Origin of the sequence: Paenibacillus sp. 2TAB19 (genome assembly GCF_052115185.1) — a bacterium.
Lineage (GTDB): Bacteria > Bacillota > Bacilli > Paenibacillales > Paenibacillaceae > Pristimantibacillus.
In genome coordinates, this window is sequence record NZ_JBFRGE010000041.1 from 36,610 (window position 1) to 53,598 (window position 16,989).

The window sequence follows — 16,989 nt, forward strand, 5'->3', positions numbered from 1 at the left end:
ATGTAATATCCTGTACCGCCTCTTCTTAAGTGGTGCATTAGCCCGTATTGCGAAGGCCTGCTGCAATTCCGTTGATTGTAAGGAGCACCTCGCGGAGCAGCTCCGGATCGTCTTGATCGTCAGCGCGCAATGCGCGAAGCTCCGTCAGCAATTGTACTTGCATGTAGCTGAGCGGATCGACGTACGGGTTGCGCAGACGGATCGATTCTTGGATGACAGGTACGTTATCCAAAATTTCCGTTTGCCCCGTAATGGCGAGAATCAGCTCGGAAGTCAGCTTGTATTCTTGCTCGATTTGGGCGAAGATACGGTCGCGAATCGTTTGGTCGGAGATCATATCCGCGTATTCCTTCGCGATGACAAGATCTGCTTTGGCAAGCGCCATCTGCAAATTGTCGATCAGCGTACGGAAGAACGGGAACTTCTCGTACATCGTGCCGAGTGTCTTCAGCTTCTCTTTGTCGTCGCCTGTGTATTGCTTCAGCGCAGTACCCGCTGCATACCATGCCGGCAGCAAGTAGCGGCTTTGCGTCCATGCGAATACCCATGGAATCGCACGCAAGTCCTCAAAGCGATCGCTGTTCTTCCGTTTCGACGGACGGGAACCGATGTTCAGCTCGCCAACCTCAGGCAGCGGCGTTGATTCCTTGAAGTAAGTTAAGAAGTCCGGATCGCGGAAGATCAGATCTTGATACTTCGTAAGTGCCGTCTCGGAGATCGAGCGGGCGATATCATCCCACTCCGGTTCCGTTTGCAGCCCCTGCTCTGGATATTTCGCAAGACGCGCCGCTGTAATAAGCGCCCACGTTGCTTGCTCCAAGCTGCGGTAAGCAATGCCTTGCATCGAGTAACGCGAGGACAGAACCTCGCCTTGCTCGGTAATCTTGATGCCGCCGCCAACCGTGTGCGGAGGCTGTGCAAGAATGCTGCGGTTCAGCGGCATGCCGCCGCGACCGAGTGCGCCGCCGCGTCCATGGAAGAACTTCAGCTTCACATCGTATTCTTTGCCGGCAGCCGTAATGTCGTTCAGCGCAACGCGAAGCTCCCAGTTCGCTGTAACAACACCGCCGTCTTTGTTACTGTCAGAGTAACCAAGCATAATCTCATGCAGGTTGCCGCGCGCTTCTACCGCTTGGCGGTAGATCGGCATCTCGAACAGCTGCTTCATAATGCCAGGAGCTGCGTGAAGGTCGTCAATCGTCTCGAACAACGGAACGGATTGCAATGTGCAACGAACCGTACCGTCCGATTCTTGACGGAACAAGCCAACTTCCTTCGCGAATACCATAACCTCAAGCATGTCGCTTGCTGCTTCTGTCATACTGATCAGGTAGCTGGAAATACAGTTCACGCCGAATTCCTGTTGTGCGCGGTAGATCGTATGGTACACGTCTAAGCACTCGCGCGTCGAAGCCGAGTAGTCCAGATGGCTGGACGTCAGCGGACGCGGATCGTTCAGCAAACGATGCAGCAGGTCCGACTTCTCTTCCTCAGGGAGCGAAGCGTAATCGGAGACCACGTTCATTTTCGCCAAAATCTCGCTCATTGCGTTCTCATGCTCTTGGCTGTGCTGACGCACGTCAAGCGCCATCAGATGGAAGCCGAACAGCTCCACTTGGCGAATAAGCGTAGCCACATTCGTATCAGCCACATAATCGGCGAAGTGTTGACGAAGGCTGCGGTCAATGACAAGCAAGTCCTCGAGCAGCTCATTCGGATGATTATAGCGCATCGCCGAGCCCTTCAGCGACTCGTCGCGCGTATTCGCAAGCTTCTCCAGCATAAAGCCAAGCTTAATGCGGTAAGGCTCCTTCGTATTTCTCCACAGATCTACGCATTTCAGCTCAACATGCTCGCGGTCCAGTCTGATCGATTCAACCAGCTCATCGGACACTTGAACAAGATTCGTGCTGAAGCTTAGAATATCCATCAAGCCGTTCAGCTTCTCTTCGTACTTGCGGATGGCAAGCTGGCGATGAAGCGTCAACGTCTCCCATGTTACCTTCGCGGTTACGGACGGATTACCGTCACGGTCGCCGCCGATCCAGGAACCGAAGCGCAGGTAGTCAGGCACATGCCACTTCTCGTCCGGATAATATTTGCCGAGGCAACGCTCAAGCTCTTCGTAGACGCTTGGCAATACCTCGAATAAGGTTTCGTCAAAATAGTACAGACCGTTGCGCACTTCATCGATAACCGTAGGTTTGCGATCGCGCAGCTCGTCCGTTTGCCATAAAATAAGCACTTCGTTCGTTAGCTTCTCATGCAGCTTTCCGCGCTCGCGGTACGTAAGCGTAGGGTTGTCCAGCTCCATAACGTCATTGGCGATACGTTTATGGATATCCAGCACCGCACGGCGTGTTGCTTCCGTCGGATGCGCCGTCATAACGAGCTCCAGCGAAATGCCGCCCAAAATTTCTTGCACGTCTTCGATCGCGATACCGCGTTCCTTCAACTCTGAAACCGCGCTTTCGATCGAACCGCGTTGAACCGTCTCGCCCGCCGATACCTCGTAGTCGCGTTTCCGTCTAATACGATGATTTTGCTCGGCAATGTTGACAAGCTGGAAGTAAATCGCGAACGCACGAATAACTTGATGCCGAATTTCCGGACTCAAGGACGAGATCGTTCCTTTGAATTGTTCGAATAACTCCGGTACGAATTCCGCGCGGAGCGCTTTGCTCGTCTCGCGGATTTGCTCCACGATCTCAAGCAGCTCTCGTCCGCCTTGGTGCACAAGTACTTCGCCAAGTATATTGCCTAGAAAACGGACATCTCGGCGCAGCAGATTGTTCGATTGCGGCCGATTGCCCGTCAATGTAGATGCTGATTGATCCGACATACTGTGTTCCTCCTTAAGTTTTGCGAATGCAAAACTCTCTTCGTAAGCGTAAACTTGTTTTGCGAATACAAAACCAACCTCATATGCATAATGTTCGTTTTGCGCACGCAAATGAATACCCTTTTTGACTCGAATTTAAACTTCTCCTATCATACTACAAAACGGAACAGGGTTGAAGCCCCTAACACAATCGGTTCTTGCCTGTATGCTGGTAATGTTCGGTGTTTAACAGCATGATAGCGATACCATGACCAGAGTTCTGGATAACTGTCCCAATCTACCCATCAAAATAAAAGAAGCCCTGCTCAGCAAGGCTTCCCGGTATTGTATTCGCTCTTATTAACCTGCGACGAGAATACCTTTCCGTTCCAAGGTTTCAATCAACGACTTCGCCATGATGTCGTAGCCTAGCAAATGCGGGTGAAGTCCGTCATCGGCAAGCTCTTCACGCAGCCGGGCGCCATCTTCTTGCGTCATAAGCGAGTGGTAGTCTACGTAGACAGCTGCTTCCTCGTCGGCTACTAATTGCAGCATATCATTCACTTTAATGATGCTCGCATTCCTTATATCGTTATTTCCCGATTGCGGCAAGTTCGTTGGAAGCAAGGAGCATACGATCGGCGTAATGCCGTTCGCATTCGCCTTTCGCACCATTTCGCGAATATCATCGACTAATCCCGGAATAATTTGCTCCGCCGTTTTCCGATCGTGGACCGTCCAGCCATCCAGTCCCCAGAAGTTGTTCACGCCGATCTTAATGACGACGTGCTTCGGCTTCAGTTGAATGACGTCCGCATCGAATCTTCTTAATACGTGGCTGCTGATATCGCCGCCGATTCCACGATTGACGACAAATTGACCGCCCCGGCCGAAGTAGGCATTCAACTCCCACATATGGGTAATCGAATCTCCGATAAACACAAAGTCAACGGGCACGTTATGCGCGATTATTATTTCGTTGCCAATATCGAATTCGCCTCTTCGGCCATCCGCTGCAGCTGCTGTGGCGAAGAAGCCGGGTTTCACGATATCGATTCGTTTCGTATTAGTCATTTATAAGTCCCTCTCCATCTGAATTATATTTTGAATATTACAACTTCTTGAGCTTCAGCAAGGCTTCCACAAAATAATAATCCCCGTAAATAAGCGGTGCGTCCACATACACATCCGCCGCATAATAACCCGTAGCATGCAGCAGCAAAGCTTCCTCCTCCGCTTCCCAAGCGCCGTAATGGTTGTAGAGGGAATTAAGGATCGCTTCAGCCTGCTGCTGATACTCCTTAGCTTCCTCTCCCTGCACCGCAGCTGCTAAATCCAGCAGCCCTGAAGCGGCAATCGCTGCAGCCGAGGAATCCCGAGGCATGTCCTTGCCGAAGGTTGGCAGTCGGAAATCCCAATAAGGCACTTTGTCTTCAGGCAGATGATCGAGAAAAAATCGCGCGACGCTCTCGGCAGCCTTCAAGTACTTCTCCTTCCCCGTGTATGAATAACTTAGCGTAAATCCATACAATGCCCACGCTGCCCCTCTTGCCCAAGCCGAATCCGCGGCATGGCCTTGTCCAGCTAATGCCCCGATCCGCTTGCCGGTTTCCGGGTCGAAGCTTACGATATGGTGTACGGAGCCGTCATCCAGCACAAATTCTCGAAGCACGGTATCCGCATGAAGCTCGGCGATATGTCGATATCTTGGATCGTCTATTTCCCGGGAGGCCCAGTAAAGAAGCGGCAAATTCATCATACAATCGATAATGGCCCAGCCGCTGTGATCCTCCCCGCCCCAATTCGGCCATGCGCGAATGAACCCCCCTACCGGATTAAATCTTCCGGCGAGCAAGCTTGCAGCCATTAGTGCGTGCCGCTTCGCTTCCTCATCTTGCAGGTGCTTATATTGATTCACGCTGCTTAAGCCGAACATAAAGCCGACATCATGATGCAACTGCTCGAATTCCCAAAGCGTCCGGCTGATCTGCCGCTCGCATTCAACGGCCAGCTCCTTCAGACGATCATTACTCGTTTCCTCATAGGCTAACCACAGCAATCCCGGCCAGAATCCGGATACCCAATCATAAGCGGGACTCTTCTCGTAACGGCCTTGTGCGGAGCCGTTCGGAAATGATGCCCCAATGGACAAGCTCGTCCGCTCTATTTTATCGATCGTTTTCCTGCAAGCTTCATCTACCCAATTCGCCCTCGCAATCATCTGGACCCTCCCTAATCTTTCCGCAACGAATCATCTTTTCCGATAAATTTCAGGCGTCACCCCGTAGTACTTCTTAAAGGTTCTAATGAAGTGCTGCGGACTCTGATAACCGATCATTTCTGTAATTTCATAAATCTTAGAGCCCGATTTCTCCAATAAAGCCTTTGCTTTCTCCATGCGCGCACGCAATATATATTCGCTTAAGTTCTCTCCCGTGATTTCCTTGTAAATTTGCGATAAGTAAATGCCGTTCAAATAAACGGAATCTCCGATGGATTGCAGCGTTACGTTTTTCCCAAGATTCTGCTCGATATAGGAATGGATTTTGTGTACGAGCTGCTGATGATTCTCGCCGATATGCATAGGTTGCAAGATCTCATTCTCGAGCAAGGCTTCCAGAATAATATGGCTCCAGGTTTTTAAGAGCTTAGCAGAGTGAATAACGTTATGTTCGGCGCGGCTAGAGGCTGTTCCGACGATATCCTCCAGCACTTTGCCCTTCTTATGCGCAAGATACGTGAAGCTGCTTAACAAATGCAAGTACGCCTCGCGCAAATGCGCCTGTGAATCCTTATGCGAACTCTCCAGCTCACCAAAAATGTCCGATAGCTTAGCGTTCAGCTTGTCTCCATTCCCGATATCCATAAGTTGAATCAACGTGGGAGATTGATAAAGAGAGTGCATTGGCTTCATTTTCATTTCCCGATCTGTGCTCTCCCGAGTAGCCGACACGATCATTCCCTGCTGATTCGACCTCATCAATATAGAAGCGATAGAAGAATAAGTAGAATAAACATCGTCTGGGAATTGCGTTAGATTCGAAATACAAATGGCGATATTTCCCCGCAAATAATGATCGACATTTTCAGTGAGCCTATTGGCCAAAGAAACCAGCAGGTTTTCCTGCGCGGAATTCCAATCTCGGGAGAGATTCTCTTCCTCGGATTTGGGCAGAAGCAGCAAAGCCAGATTGCCTTGCGGAGCCTTGCAGGACCAAATATGAAATTGCGCCGAGAATAGCTCCTCCGCCATATTCAGGACGGCAAACTCAAAAAGCTTCATATCTTCCAATCCATAAGCTTCGTAGAAATAAGGCTCGAATTTAATCGCCGCCATTTTGACCTGATCGCCTGAGGCAAATGGAATTCGGTACATGCCGAGCTTATCCGCTAATTGACTTTTGGAAAAGCTTTTCTCTTGCAACAGTTCAAGCAACAGATTTTCTCGCAATAACGGTAAATTCCGATGCACGACGGAAGTCGAATATTCGAGAATTTGATACCGCTGACGCTCATTGTTGCGTTTATCTACGATTTTACCAACCGCTGCCAGAAGCACGTCATCTCGGACCGGCTTAATGAAGTAATCGATGGCATTTAATTCGATCGCTTTTTTGGCATATTCGAATTCAGCATATCCCGTGAGCAGAATGCAGTCTATTTTCATCTGATGATCGTTGACGTATTGAATAAGTTCTAGGCCAGACATTCCCGGCATGCGAATATCCGTAATAAGAATATCGATAGGATGGTCTCGAATGATCTCTAACGCGCTTTGGCCATTGTACGCTTTATGAATCGCAGAGATATCGAACTGATCCCACGGCATAGTCGTAGCCAGAGAATCCACCTGATGTTTATGGTCGTCAACGATTAATAATGAAAACATCTGCCGCTCACTCCTTGTCGACTATTTCCCAATACAGCTCAATTCGCAATCCGCCAAGTGTCGAGTGATCGATATGGACGCCGGAATGATCGCCGAAATAATATTTCAGACGATGATTCACGTTCCACAAGCCCGTTCGTTTGGAGATATTGACTTCTTGTCCGGTCGTCACCCTCAGCATATGCATGGCATCCGAGGACAAGCCCGAACCGTTATCCTCGATGACAAGCTTGCAGTTATTCGCTTCTACGATTCCCGTGATCGTAATAAGTCCCTCTTCCTCCCGCTCCTCCAAGCCGTGCACGATCGCATTCTCGATCATCGGTTGAATGAGAAGTCTCGGGATCTTGAGCTCCAACATGCTTTCCGGAATCGCAATGGTGTAATGGAGCTTCTCCAACTGGGAATTCATAATATCCATGTAGCTAACCGCTAAATCCATTTCCATCCGAATCGTAGAGACAAGCGATTCATTTCGCGTTGTGTATTTGTAATAGTCTCCTAAATTGTGAGCCATCGCGATGACCAATTGATTTTTGTTCATTTTCGCCATGTTCACGATATAAGCAAGACAATTGTACAGAAAATGCGGATTGATCTGCGATTGCAGCTGCTTCATGATCGCTTCTCTGGAACGGACTTCCTCCGTATATACCCGCTTCAGCAATTGATCGATTTCTACCGCCATGCCGTTAAACGAATCAAACAACGATTGGAACTCGTTTTTACGGCGGCTTTTGATTTGATAGGCGAAATTTTTATTTTTCAGTTGCTCGACGCCGCGAATCAATATCCGAATCGGTACTTGAATGTGCGAGTAGAGCAAGAAGGCTGACACGATACCGAACAGGAATAGCAGCACTAACATCACATAAAACAAATTCCGGCTATGAACGACCGGTTGAAGAATTTCGTCCAACGGCTCGATATCCACCATGCTCCAATCCATCTTGCTTGACGCGAGCGTATAGAGCAGATATTTTTTGCCGTCGATCTTGACAATAGTGCGATATTTGGAATTAGCCGTGAATTGATCCAGCGGATAATCCTTCATCACTTGCCTGATCAGCCCTATGTTCGCTTTGCTGCTGTACACGACCTGATCCGAGCCATGGTAGAAGAAGGCATCGCTATTCCCGTTTAACGTAAATCCATCCAGAAGATTCGATATATTCTTGGTCAGAAAATCGACGCGAATAATCATCTCGGAGCTCATAAGGTTCATAGAATCCACTTGAGAGGGAGTAACGAAGTACCTAGAAAAGGCATCCATTTGCACCCCGTTGACATCCACTTTATTCAACTTCCAGGTAGGCGTATAGTGATCGATAAACTCCTTTGGATCGGATAGGGCAGAAGATACGGTCGATATCGAAAGATCGCTTCTCGGAAAATAGATCGATATCATATTCATCAMTTGATTCGTAATGCTGAATAAAGCCAGCTTGTCTTGAATCGATTGAATGACGTTTTGACGGTCATAACCGGACTCGGGCAAATTGCCGAAGCCTACGTTTCGAATCTCGGGATCTTTGGTCGCGAGTGCGGCATACATCATATTCTGATCCAACAAGCTTTCCAGCTGAGTCAGAAAATACGATAGTTTTTCCTCGTTTCTTGTGTTGATCTGTTCCTCGATGACATCGACGCTTTGCTTGTTCGTATATGCGTACAATCCGATAATCGGCGTTAGAATTAAGACAATCAGAAGAATCACCTTCGTGATCACGTTCAAGGCCTTCTCCTCCTTATACCATTTCCTACTATTCTAGCATAAGGATCGCTTATTCTTTGACCGAACCTAACGTCATTCCTTTGACAAAATATTTTTGCAAAAAAGGATAGACGACCAAGATCGGCAACGTACCGACGAAGATCAGCGCCGCTTTCAAGGAGCGCTCGGACAGATTCTCCAGATCGGCCGGGTTGAGTCCAATCTGCGTATAATCGAATCCGGTTATTAAAGCCTGAAGGAAAGTCGCAWGCGGAATCTTGTTCGCTTCGTTCATATAAATCATCCCGTCGAACCAGGAGTTCCAATGGTACACCATCGTGAATAAAGACAGTGTCGCAATGGAGGGCAAGGAAATCGGGATAAATATCGTGAATAAGGTGCGGAAATGTCCGGCACCGTCAATCGCCGCCGCCTCTTCGAGCTCCTTAGGAATTCCCCTGAAGAAGTTCATCATGAGGACCACATTAAATACATTGACGGCCACGGGCAGAATCAATGCCAAGAGCGAATTGGTCAACCCAGTCTTCTGTACGACCAAGTAAGTCGGAATGAGTCCTCCGTGAAAGAGCATCGTGAATACGAAGAACCAAGCGTATACCGTTCTCCCTTGGAATTTACGATTATCCTTGGACATGGAGTAGGCAGCCAGCATCGTCAACAGCATCGAGAAAGCCGTTCCAAGTACCGTTCTTAGAGCGCTTACCCGGAAAGCAACCAGAAAATTGTTGCTGTTTAACGCCTTCCCATACGCGTCCAGATTAAAACCAATGGGCCAGAGCTTGACCAGGAATGAAGTCGTTGCATAGTTGTTGCTCAACGATACAGCCAGAACATGGACCATCGGAAGGATGCACAACAAGGCAACCGCCGATAGAAAGATATGATTCGAATATCGAAACAGCCGGTTAGAGAATGTAAGTTTGTGCATCGCGTTATATCCTCTCAGAATATCCTGTAATTCGCGTATTTGGAAGCTAATCGATACGTAGTGGCGATTAATATAAACCCGATAACCGATTTGAAAAATCCAACCGCCGTAGCCAGACTGAACGAGCCTTGCAGCAGCCCTACGCGATAGACGTAAGTATCGATAATATCGCCTTTTTCATAGACTAGCGGATTGTACATATTATAGACTTGGTCGAATCCTGCGTTCAGGACATTGCCTAAGGACAAAGTCGTAATGACGATCGCGATCGGGATCACCGACGGAATCGTAACATGGATGGCCTTCTTGAAATTGTTGGCGCCATCGATGTCGGCGGCTTCATATAGGCTTGGATTGATTCCCGTCATGGCGGCCATATAAATGATCGTTCCAAAGCCGAATTCCTTCCACACGTCGCTTGTGACCAATGTAAAACGGAACCATTCCCCGCTCCCCAGGAAGAAAATGCGGTTAAGGCCTAATGCCTCCAACATCTGATTGATCAAGCCRTTGGTCGCTAATAAATCCGTCAATATGCCTCCGAGAATAACCCAATTCAGAAAATGCGGCAAATAGATAAGCGATTGAATCGCTCTCTTGAATAACATGACCCGTACTTCGTTCAAGAGCAAAGAAAATACAAAGGGCACGACTGACCCGACCACAATCTTAAACACGGCAATGAATAACGTATTCCAAATGACCTGAATCGCCTTGGGATCGTTAAACATAAACTCGAAATGCTTCAGCCCGACGAATGGTGAATGAAAGATGCCTAGCCAAGGCTTAAAATCCTGGAAACCGATCAGGAACCCCGCCATCGGAATATAGTTGTATACGATCAACAACAGGACGGACGGCAACAAAAACAAATGCAACGGCCATGTTTTATATATATACTGTTTCAGTGTCATCCCAGTATGCTCCTATCGATGCGAGATATCGAAGCAGCAAATGCGGAGCGAGATGGATGGTACTGCACTCCGCATTTCCTTCTTCATTATTGAGGTTTACTTCATGCTCTTAACCGTTTCATTCACTTCTTTGGTGATTTGAGCGCCGCCTTGGTCACTCCATTGCTTAACGAAAGTATCGAAATATTCGGGCGGCTGTTTGCCGTAAATGATTTGCAGGAAAGCCTGTTCTTCCAAGGTCGATAGTTGATCCCACTTTTCTTTCATGGTCGCCGTATTCGCGCCGCTGAATCCATTCGGCACGTCGCTCGGCAGTTGTTCGTTGGCGACCGCAAAACCTTCAATCGTCAGTTTCCCGTTGCTCGCAGCTAATTTCTGCTCAAAAACATTGTTCGTTTGCCCCGCTGCGACGCGCTGATAAATGCTCGGGCCTTCCATTACGTTCATTGGAGCCGTTCCCGATGAAGGAGACAGCAGCAGATAAGCGTTCAGACTGACAACGCCGTCCGGAACATTCGTCCAATCCGGCTTGCCATCCTTCATCACATAGTCGTATCCTTCGCCGTATCCTTTGTCGAACGGACATTCGGAATCTTCAATCGCGCAGCCGTACAGCGTATCCCAATATTTGAATATGGCCTCCATATTGTCGAAGCCTTCGCGGAACACGTAAATGCCGTAGGATAACAAGGACGCTTGACGCCCGACCTCGCCGTTCACGCCTGCAGGAAGCGGATACGGTTTAATATTAACCGTTTGATTTTTGCCTTCCGCCTCCGCAACCGCGGTCCCAATTGGCCAACCGCCGGACCATCCGGGAGCAAAGGCGATTCCCGCTTTTCCCGAAGTGAACTCCGCCATCGCTTTAGCTGCATCCTGCGTTCCGAAATCAGGACTTAGATATTGTTTCTTATACCAATCCTGCAGCTTCGCAAGCCCGTCTTTAACGCCTGGAAGAGTAGAACCGTATTGCATGCTGCCGTCTTCGCCCTTAATCCATAAGTAAGGCTGATCCTGTCCGAAGATAAATGAAGTATCCGCCATATAGTTGCTTGTCGGATGGTAATATCCCGTGTTTCCTCCTATTGCCAACCCGTACGTATCATTTTTGTTATTACCGTCCGGATCTTGATTCGTGAACGCATCCAGCACGGCTTCGAATTCTTCTATCGTGGTCGGAGCTTTCAAGTTCAACTTATCCAACCAATCCTGCCTGATCCACATGACCGTCGCGCCGACGATTCCGTTGGAAATACCCGACAAGCCATAAATCTTGCCGTCTCGTTTGACCAGGTTCCATATTTCAGGATTTTTGACGTAGGAATCTTTAACTCTCGCGGTAGCGTACTTCTCGAAAGCCTCATCGATAGATTGAATTTTGCCGGAATCGACCAAATCCTCGAACAAGGTTCCCGAAGTATACAGAACGTCGGGCAATTCCTCTCCGCTTGTCATCGCGAGCCGCACTTTGGTTTCCAACGAATCTGTTACGACCCATTTGTATTTCGTGACGATTCCCAGGTTATCCTTAAACCAACGAGAGACCGGATTATCCTCCGGAGTATCGCCATTCCGCAGCTTATCAGAAGGCTTTAAGGCAAGAGCTGCTGTAATCGTAACCGGCGGATCGAATTTAGTGCGATCATTCGGCTGCGGTTCCGGATGAGCGGAAGGACTTTCTTCGTTTGAGCTCGGGCTTGCGCTCTCGGACGGCTGAGTGCTGCTTTCGTCCGAAGACTGGGATGGCTTGTTGCTCCCGTTCGAACATGCGGTGAACATGCTTATACACAGGATGATACTCATAATGACTGCAAATGATTTCCGATAGCCTTTCATTTGTAATCCCCCTCGTTTATGGTCCTTGCATACTCAATTATTCCATGATCTCCTGATCATTGAAATGATCGTATATCAAGATCATGAACTTTCATTAGTACGTTCGCAGAAACATATGAACGTATGCAAAGAGCCGTCAGAATCTCTGACGGCTCTTCGTTCGCTGCTCGTAAATAGATCTTTTAATCCATGCGCTGAATAGACATGGAGAATGGCAAATCTTGATCGTCAACATAAGTGTGACTAGCAGTATCGGTTAGCTCAAAGCGGATGAGCGCACCGTTCATAAGTTGATCATGCGTGAAATACAGTTGCCGATGCCGCTCATTGTTTAAATGAACGCTCTGGACGTAAGGTTTGCCTTCCGTCTGCGATCCCGCTTCTACGACAATTCGATTGCCGTTCTCCAATTGAATGGACATTCGCTCAAACATCGGGCTGCCGATCACATATTCGGGAACGCCGGGACATAGCGGATACATCCCCATGCTTGCGAAAATATACCAAGCGCACAGGCTTCCGTTATCCTCATCGCCCGGCAAGCCTTCAGGCGATGAGCTGAACAGCTCCTCCGCCGTTTTTCTAACCCAATACTGCGTATGAGACGGAGCTCCGACCGCCGCGAAGAGATAGGGGATATGGAAGCTAGGTTGATTGCTAATCGCGAATTGTCCGAACGGAATAGAAGCCATCTCCGACATTTCATGAATCTCGAAACCATAGCTGCCAACCTTAAACTTGGGATCCGCAGTCATAAGTTCGATCATCTTGGCCAAGAAAGCTTCCCGGCCTCCTAAGCCATTTGCCAATCCCATCACATCGTGTTGAACGGCCCAACTGCACTGCCAAGCGCTTCCTTCGCAATACGCGCCGCCCCACTCTATCGGATCGAAGCCTTCAACCCAGATGCCGTCTGCTTGTTTCCCCCTCATAAACCCTACCGAAGAGTCTAGCAAATGCATGTAGTTGCCAGCTCGATTCATTAACGAGCGGAAATCATCCAGCCTCCCGAGTCCTTTCGCAATCTGCGCAACGCAGAAGTCTCCATAGACATAGTCTAACGTATTGCTGACGCTCTCATGAAACTGGTCTGCCGGCAAATACCCGTATCGGTTGTAGGCATCCGAGCCTTTCCTGCCGAAACGCGGGTCCTCCGCAGCTTCAAGCACATGCTTGAATAAACCTTCGTACGCCGTGTTCACCTCGTAGCCTTCAATGCCTTTGACAAATGCGTCAGCAAAAACGGCATCGATTAACGTTCCAGGCATGGCGCTGCGTTCTCCGGGGGAAGACCACTTGGGCATCCATCCCCCTTCCTTGTACGCATTAACATAACCTTCCAAAATCTCGCCCAAGCGAGCAGGAAACAAAATACTGAATAATGGGTACGAGGTGCGGTACGTATCCCAAAACCCGTTATCGCAATACATGGCTCCGTCAACAACCTGGCCATTATAAGGGCTGTAATGAATTTTGCGTCCATCCTCCGTATATTCATGCCACATCCTAGGAAACAAACAAGTCCGGTACAAGCAGGTATAGAAGGTTCTCAGCTTGTCCTCGTTACGATCCTCGACCTGTATTCGACCTAATGTTTCTTCCCAGCTTGCTGCGGCTTCCGTTCTTATTTGTTCGAATGACCTAAAACCTACTTCTTGATTAAGATTCGTTTGTGCTTGCTCGATGCTGATAAAGGAAGTACCCATTCTTAACACGGCCACGCCTGATTCAGGCAACCTCAACCCGATGAACGCGCCTGTACGATCACCTTCCTCATGCAATCGGAACGATTCCTGAAATTCCTTATCGAATATGCCGCAAGCAGGCACATCGAATTCGCAATCGATTTCGATCACGAAGTACATCGCATAATTGTCGGGAACTCCGCCTGAATTCGCGCGGGTGTAACCCGTCAACCTTCTGCGTTCAGGGTCTATGGTCATGGATGATTCTCCGGCGAACGGAGACACAATCACTCTTGCCTCTTCCCGCTCGTCAAAAGTCATGCGCATGACTGCGCATCGTTCGGTCGGACTCAGTTCCATCACGGCCCGGTAACGTTGCAGGCGAATCCTGAAATAGTCCGGCTTAACCTCCATCTCTTCGCTTCGAAATGAGGACGAACGCTTTGCGGAGGATAAAGCAAGAGCGCCCGTTTGCGGCAATAGGGTCAGGTGTCCGTAATCTTCAATCCATGGGCTTGGTTGATGGGTCAAACGCAGCCCTTCAAAGCGACGGTGCGAAGGGTGAAAGAACCAGCCCTTCCCCGCTTCATCGGTTTGCGCGCTCCATGCTGCCATCCCGAACGGAAGCGCAACTAACGGAAGCGTATTTCCATTGGAAAACGTAAACGTAGAAGCCGTTCCTTGCAAGGGATTGACATATTGTAATATACTCTTCATCAATTGCAGCAACCTTTCCAACTCGATCTTTTGCTCTTCATTGTAGTTGGAATGCCGCCTTGCTTCTTATCATAATTATAATCTTTCTCTCAATTTTTAAGAATTTCGGCTATCATAGCGAGATAACCCACATTTAAAGCGAGTGATTCGATGATTCCCTTCAATCTGCCCGGCGATCAGGAGCTTCACGGAAGCTTTCCCTTTACCTTCAAAATTCACAAGCTGACTGCCGGTGTCCCCCCGCACACCCACAATTTCATAGAATATACGTATGTCTTTTACGGTAAGGGTATCGAGATCGTCAATGGAACCGAGCGTCCTATTCAAGCTGGCACCTTCACGCTTTTGTTGCCGCATCAGGTTCATCAAATTAGGATTGACCCAGGTGAAGAGCTTCATCTATATATCGGCGCCATCGGACTGCAAGCCTTGTTCGGCTCTGATGATTCCGCCGCCGCTTTGAACGCGTTGCTTCTTCAAGGAGGTACGCAAGGGGATCCCTCCTATCCGTTAGAAGACAAGCTCTCGGCCGCGCTGCTCCCCATCTTCGCCGCCATGCACGAGGAAATGCGGAGCGCTCACTCCTGGAATCAATTAATGTTCAAAACGAAATTGATCGAAGCTTTGATTTTGTTGGATCGCCATTGCTTCCGCGTTAAAGAGCTTGAGGCTCCACGAACACCTATCCACAAAAAGGGGAAAATAGCGGATATCATACTYTACGTTTATCAAAACTATCGCGAGGATATTAAGCTCGTCACTTTGGCGGAGCGCTTCTATTTAAGCGTGCCTCACATAAGCGCTTCTTTTAAGCAGTATAGCGGAGATCACTTTCATAACTTCCTGGAGAAGATCAGAATCTCGCATGCCTGCAGCCTGTTGGCCTCGAGTAATGAATCAGTAACTTCAATCTGCTTCGAGGTCGGATTCACTTCCTACTCCACCTTTTGTCGCGTATTCCAGGAGCGGCTTCATATGTCGCCTACGGCTTATCGGAAGCTTTATTAGATGGTGAGAATTGTGATTAGGATAGGAAATCTCGCTTATAGCAAGCATTCAAGGAAATGAAGTAGCGTTTGGATGGGGAATACATCTTATACCGTCGGGGTAACCCAGTAAGATGTTCAGTTTGCTTCATCGTTGTAGTTTTAGGATGAAAAATCTCGCTTAAGGCGAGTACTTCGATTCATTTGACTAGAATAGGATGGAAAATTAATCTTACTGAAGAGAACGCCTTGAATCAAACCTTGACGGCTTGCTTCGTTTAACGTTAAGTCTTAAACCGTGAGAGAATTCTTTTCTTATCTACCCTCCATACCACAAAAAAATACCTCTTCAGGTTCTTGTCGTTCGGCATCCACCACAACTGCGGCAAGCTGCTGGCGAACATCTTCGTTGTTATCAACCAGCTTATAGCCGTCTACACCAAGGAAAATTATTACTCTTGTATTTGCTTATTCAAACAACAATCGCGCAGATCATGCTATAATTCCAACAAGGGGTGATATCATTGGGTTTCTTCATCGTTGTCATTATTTTCTTAGTACTATTTGGTTTTTTCAAAAACAAGAAGAAGTAATTCAGTATCCTCTCAGTTGTCACCTTAGTATTAAACCTTAATTTGCACCCTTAATTACGGTTTTGATAAACTAGAATCAATCATCTAAAGAAAGGAGTTCCTTCATGCTAATATTCAAATTAAAGCCTGTTTTCCAATTGGTCGCTCTCGGTCTTACTGTCTTTGGATGCTGGACTATTTTCAAATTGCTATTATAATGATCCTCGATATTCATCCCTCTTCATCTTCCACCATAACCGGGTCCCTTTTTACACTACTTGAAGGGCACACCAGATCATCTTCAACCTTCCCAAGTTCCTCAATATCCAATTCACATGTGTACGCGCGTATTTAATATTTCTGAATTCCCCAACATGAATGCCCTCTTATCGCAAAGCATATATTGTTTATATATTTCTAGTAAAAGAGGTGTTGGCGTTCAATGGATCAGAATAATAGCGAGAAACTGGCGCAAATAAGGGAAATTCAAATTGCTAGGATAGCCTTTATCGGGGCATCCATTGCAACAATCGGCGATGGAATAGCTGCACTTGCTGCTGGCCTTGCTCTAGAAGTATTAGAGAATAATTATGAACAAACATCACGAAGCTATCCCAATGATCCTAATCAATTAATAAACGCTCAAAGGAATTTGGATCATTACATCAATGAACTGATACAACTTCGTAAATCAATAAAATAAAAAAATTTATATAACCATATGAACACCGCGCGCAGAAAGTATCGTTCATTTGTATGTGTGCTTCGCTTAGCCTTATCGTCGGTCGAACCCACGCTTATAGCGTGCGGGAATTCTCTCCCATCCAAAGCTCCATAACACAAAAAAAGAACCTCTTCAGGTTCTTGTCGTTTCGTTATGGAGCGGGTGATGGGAATACTCAACTT

Annotated in this window: 11 protein-coding genes; 2 read left to right on the forward strand and 9 right to left on the reverse strand. The window is 47.8% G+C overall.

Annotated elements, in window-relative coordinates; translation table 11 throughout:
- Window positions 1-37 precede the first annotated feature (37 nt).
- The 9 genes from ppc to AB4Z33_RS18595 form a co-directional block, all read right to left on the reverse strand.
- Window positions 38-2,842 carry a phosphoenolpyruvate carboxylase gene (gene ppc, locus AB4Z33_RS18555; RefSeq protein ID WP_442051334.1) on the reverse strand — a complete coding sequence of 935 codons (2,805 nt, stop codon included), beginning with the start codon at window positions 2,840-2,842 and terminating at the stop codon, window positions 38-40.
- A 339-nt stretch (window positions 2,843-3,181) separates the two neighbouring features.
- Complete coding sequence (locus tag AB4Z33_RS18560) at window positions 3,182-3,895, reverse strand: GDSL-type esterase/lipase family protein (protein WP_442051335.1); 714 nt, start codon at window positions 3,893-3,895, stop codon at window positions 3,182-3,184.
- A gap of 37 nt (window positions 3,896-3,932) precedes the next feature.
- Window positions 3,933-5,042: a glycoside hydrolase family 88 protein gene (locus AB4Z33_RS18565; protein WP_442051336.1), complete on the reverse strand. Its 1,110-nt coding sequence runs from the start codon at window positions 5,040-5,042 to the stop codon at window positions 3,933-3,935.
- Window positions 5,043-5,072: 30 nt separating this feature from the next.
- A complete protein-coding gene (locus AB4Z33_RS18570; RefSeq protein WP_442051337.1) occupies window positions 5,073-6,710 on the reverse strand; it encodes a response regulator transcription factor in 1,638 nt (545 codons plus the stop codon).
- 7 nt (window positions 6,711-6,717) lie between these two features.
- On the reverse strand, window positions 6,718-8,439 hold the full coding sequence (locus tag AB4Z33_RS18575; RefSeq protein WP_442051346.1) for a sensor histidine kinase: 1,722 nt from the start codon (window positions 8,437-8,439) through the stop codon (window positions 6,718-6,720).
- Between the two features lie 55 nt (window positions 8,440-8,494).
- Window positions 8,495-9,373, reverse strand: a complete 879-nt coding sequence (locus AB4Z33_RS18580) for a carbohydrate ABC transporter permease (RefSeq protein WP_442051338.1) — start codon at window positions 9,371-9,373, stop codon at window positions 8,495-8,497.
- A 14-nt stretch (window positions 9,374-9,387) separates the two neighbouring features.
- Window positions 9,388-10,287: an ABC transporter permease gene (locus AB4Z33_RS18585; protein ID WP_442051339.1), complete on the reverse strand. Its 900-nt coding sequence runs from the start codon at window positions 10,285-10,287 to the stop codon at window positions 9,388-9,390.
- Between the two features lie 96 nt (window positions 10,288-10,383).
- Window positions 10,384-12,123, reverse strand: a complete 1,740-nt coding sequence (locus AB4Z33_RS18590) for an extracellular solute-binding protein (protein ID WP_442051340.1) — start codon at window positions 12,121-12,123, stop codon at window positions 10,384-10,386.
- Between the two features lie 182 nt (window positions 12,124-12,305).
- Entirely contained in the window at window positions 12,306-14,525 is a 2,220-nt protein-coding gene (locus tag AB4Z33_RS18595; RefSeq protein ID WP_442051341.1) for a GH92 family glycosyl hydrolase, read from the reverse strand.
- Between the two features lie 150 nt (window positions 14,526-14,675).
- Between AB4Z33_RS18595 and AB4Z33_RS18600 the strand changes: the two genes are divergently transcribed.
- Both AB4Z33_RS18600 and AB4Z33_RS18605 read left to right on the forward strand, forming a co-directional pair.
- The gene (locus AB4Z33_RS18600; protein WP_442051342.1) at window positions 14,676-15,533 is read left to right on the forward strand and encodes a helix-turn-helix domain-containing protein; all 858 of its coding nucleotides are present in this window, start codon (window positions 14,676-14,678) and stop codon (window positions 15,531-15,533) included.
- A gap of 992 nt (window positions 15,534-16,525) precedes the next feature.
- Window positions 16,526-16,786 (forward strand): translation initiation factor 2, encoded by a 261-nt coding sequence (locus tag AB4Z33_RS18605; protein ID WP_442051343.1) that lies wholly within the window; start codon window positions 16,526-16,528, stop codon window positions 16,784-16,786.
- Window positions 16,787-16,989: the final 203 nt, after the last annotated feature.

What these genes read in the sequence shown, in the direction of transcription:
- ppc (WP_442051334.1), bottom strand. Translation starts at nt 2,842, where the DNA reads ATGTCGGATCAATCAGCATCTACATTGACGGGCAATCGGCCGCAATCG.
- AB4Z33_RS18560 (WP_442051335.1), bottom strand. Translation starts at nt 3,895, where the DNA reads ATGACTAATACGAAACGAATCGATATCGTGAAACCCGGCTTCTTCGCC.
- AB4Z33_RS18565 (WP_442051336.1), bottom strand. Translation starts at nt 5,042, where the DNA reads ATGATTGCGAGGGCGAATTGGGTAGATGAAGCTTGCAGGAAAACGATC.
- AB4Z33_RS18570 (WP_442051337.1), bottom strand. Translation starts at nt 6,710, where the DNA reads ATGTTTTCATTATTAATCGTTGACGACCATAAACATCAGGTGGATTCT.
- AB4Z33_RS18590 (WP_442051340.1), bottom strand. Translation starts at nt 12,123, where the DNA reads ATGAAAGGCTATCGGAAATCATTTGCAGTCATTATGAGTATCATCCTG.
- AB4Z33_RS18595 (WP_442051341.1), bottom strand. Translation starts at nt 14,525, where the DNA reads ATGAAGAGTATATTACAATATGTCAATCCCTTGCAAGGAACGGCTTCT.
- AB4Z33_RS18605 (WP_442051343.1), top strand. Translation starts at nt 16,526, where the DNA reads ATGGATCAGAATAATAGCGAGAAACTGGCGCAAATAAGGGAAATTCAA.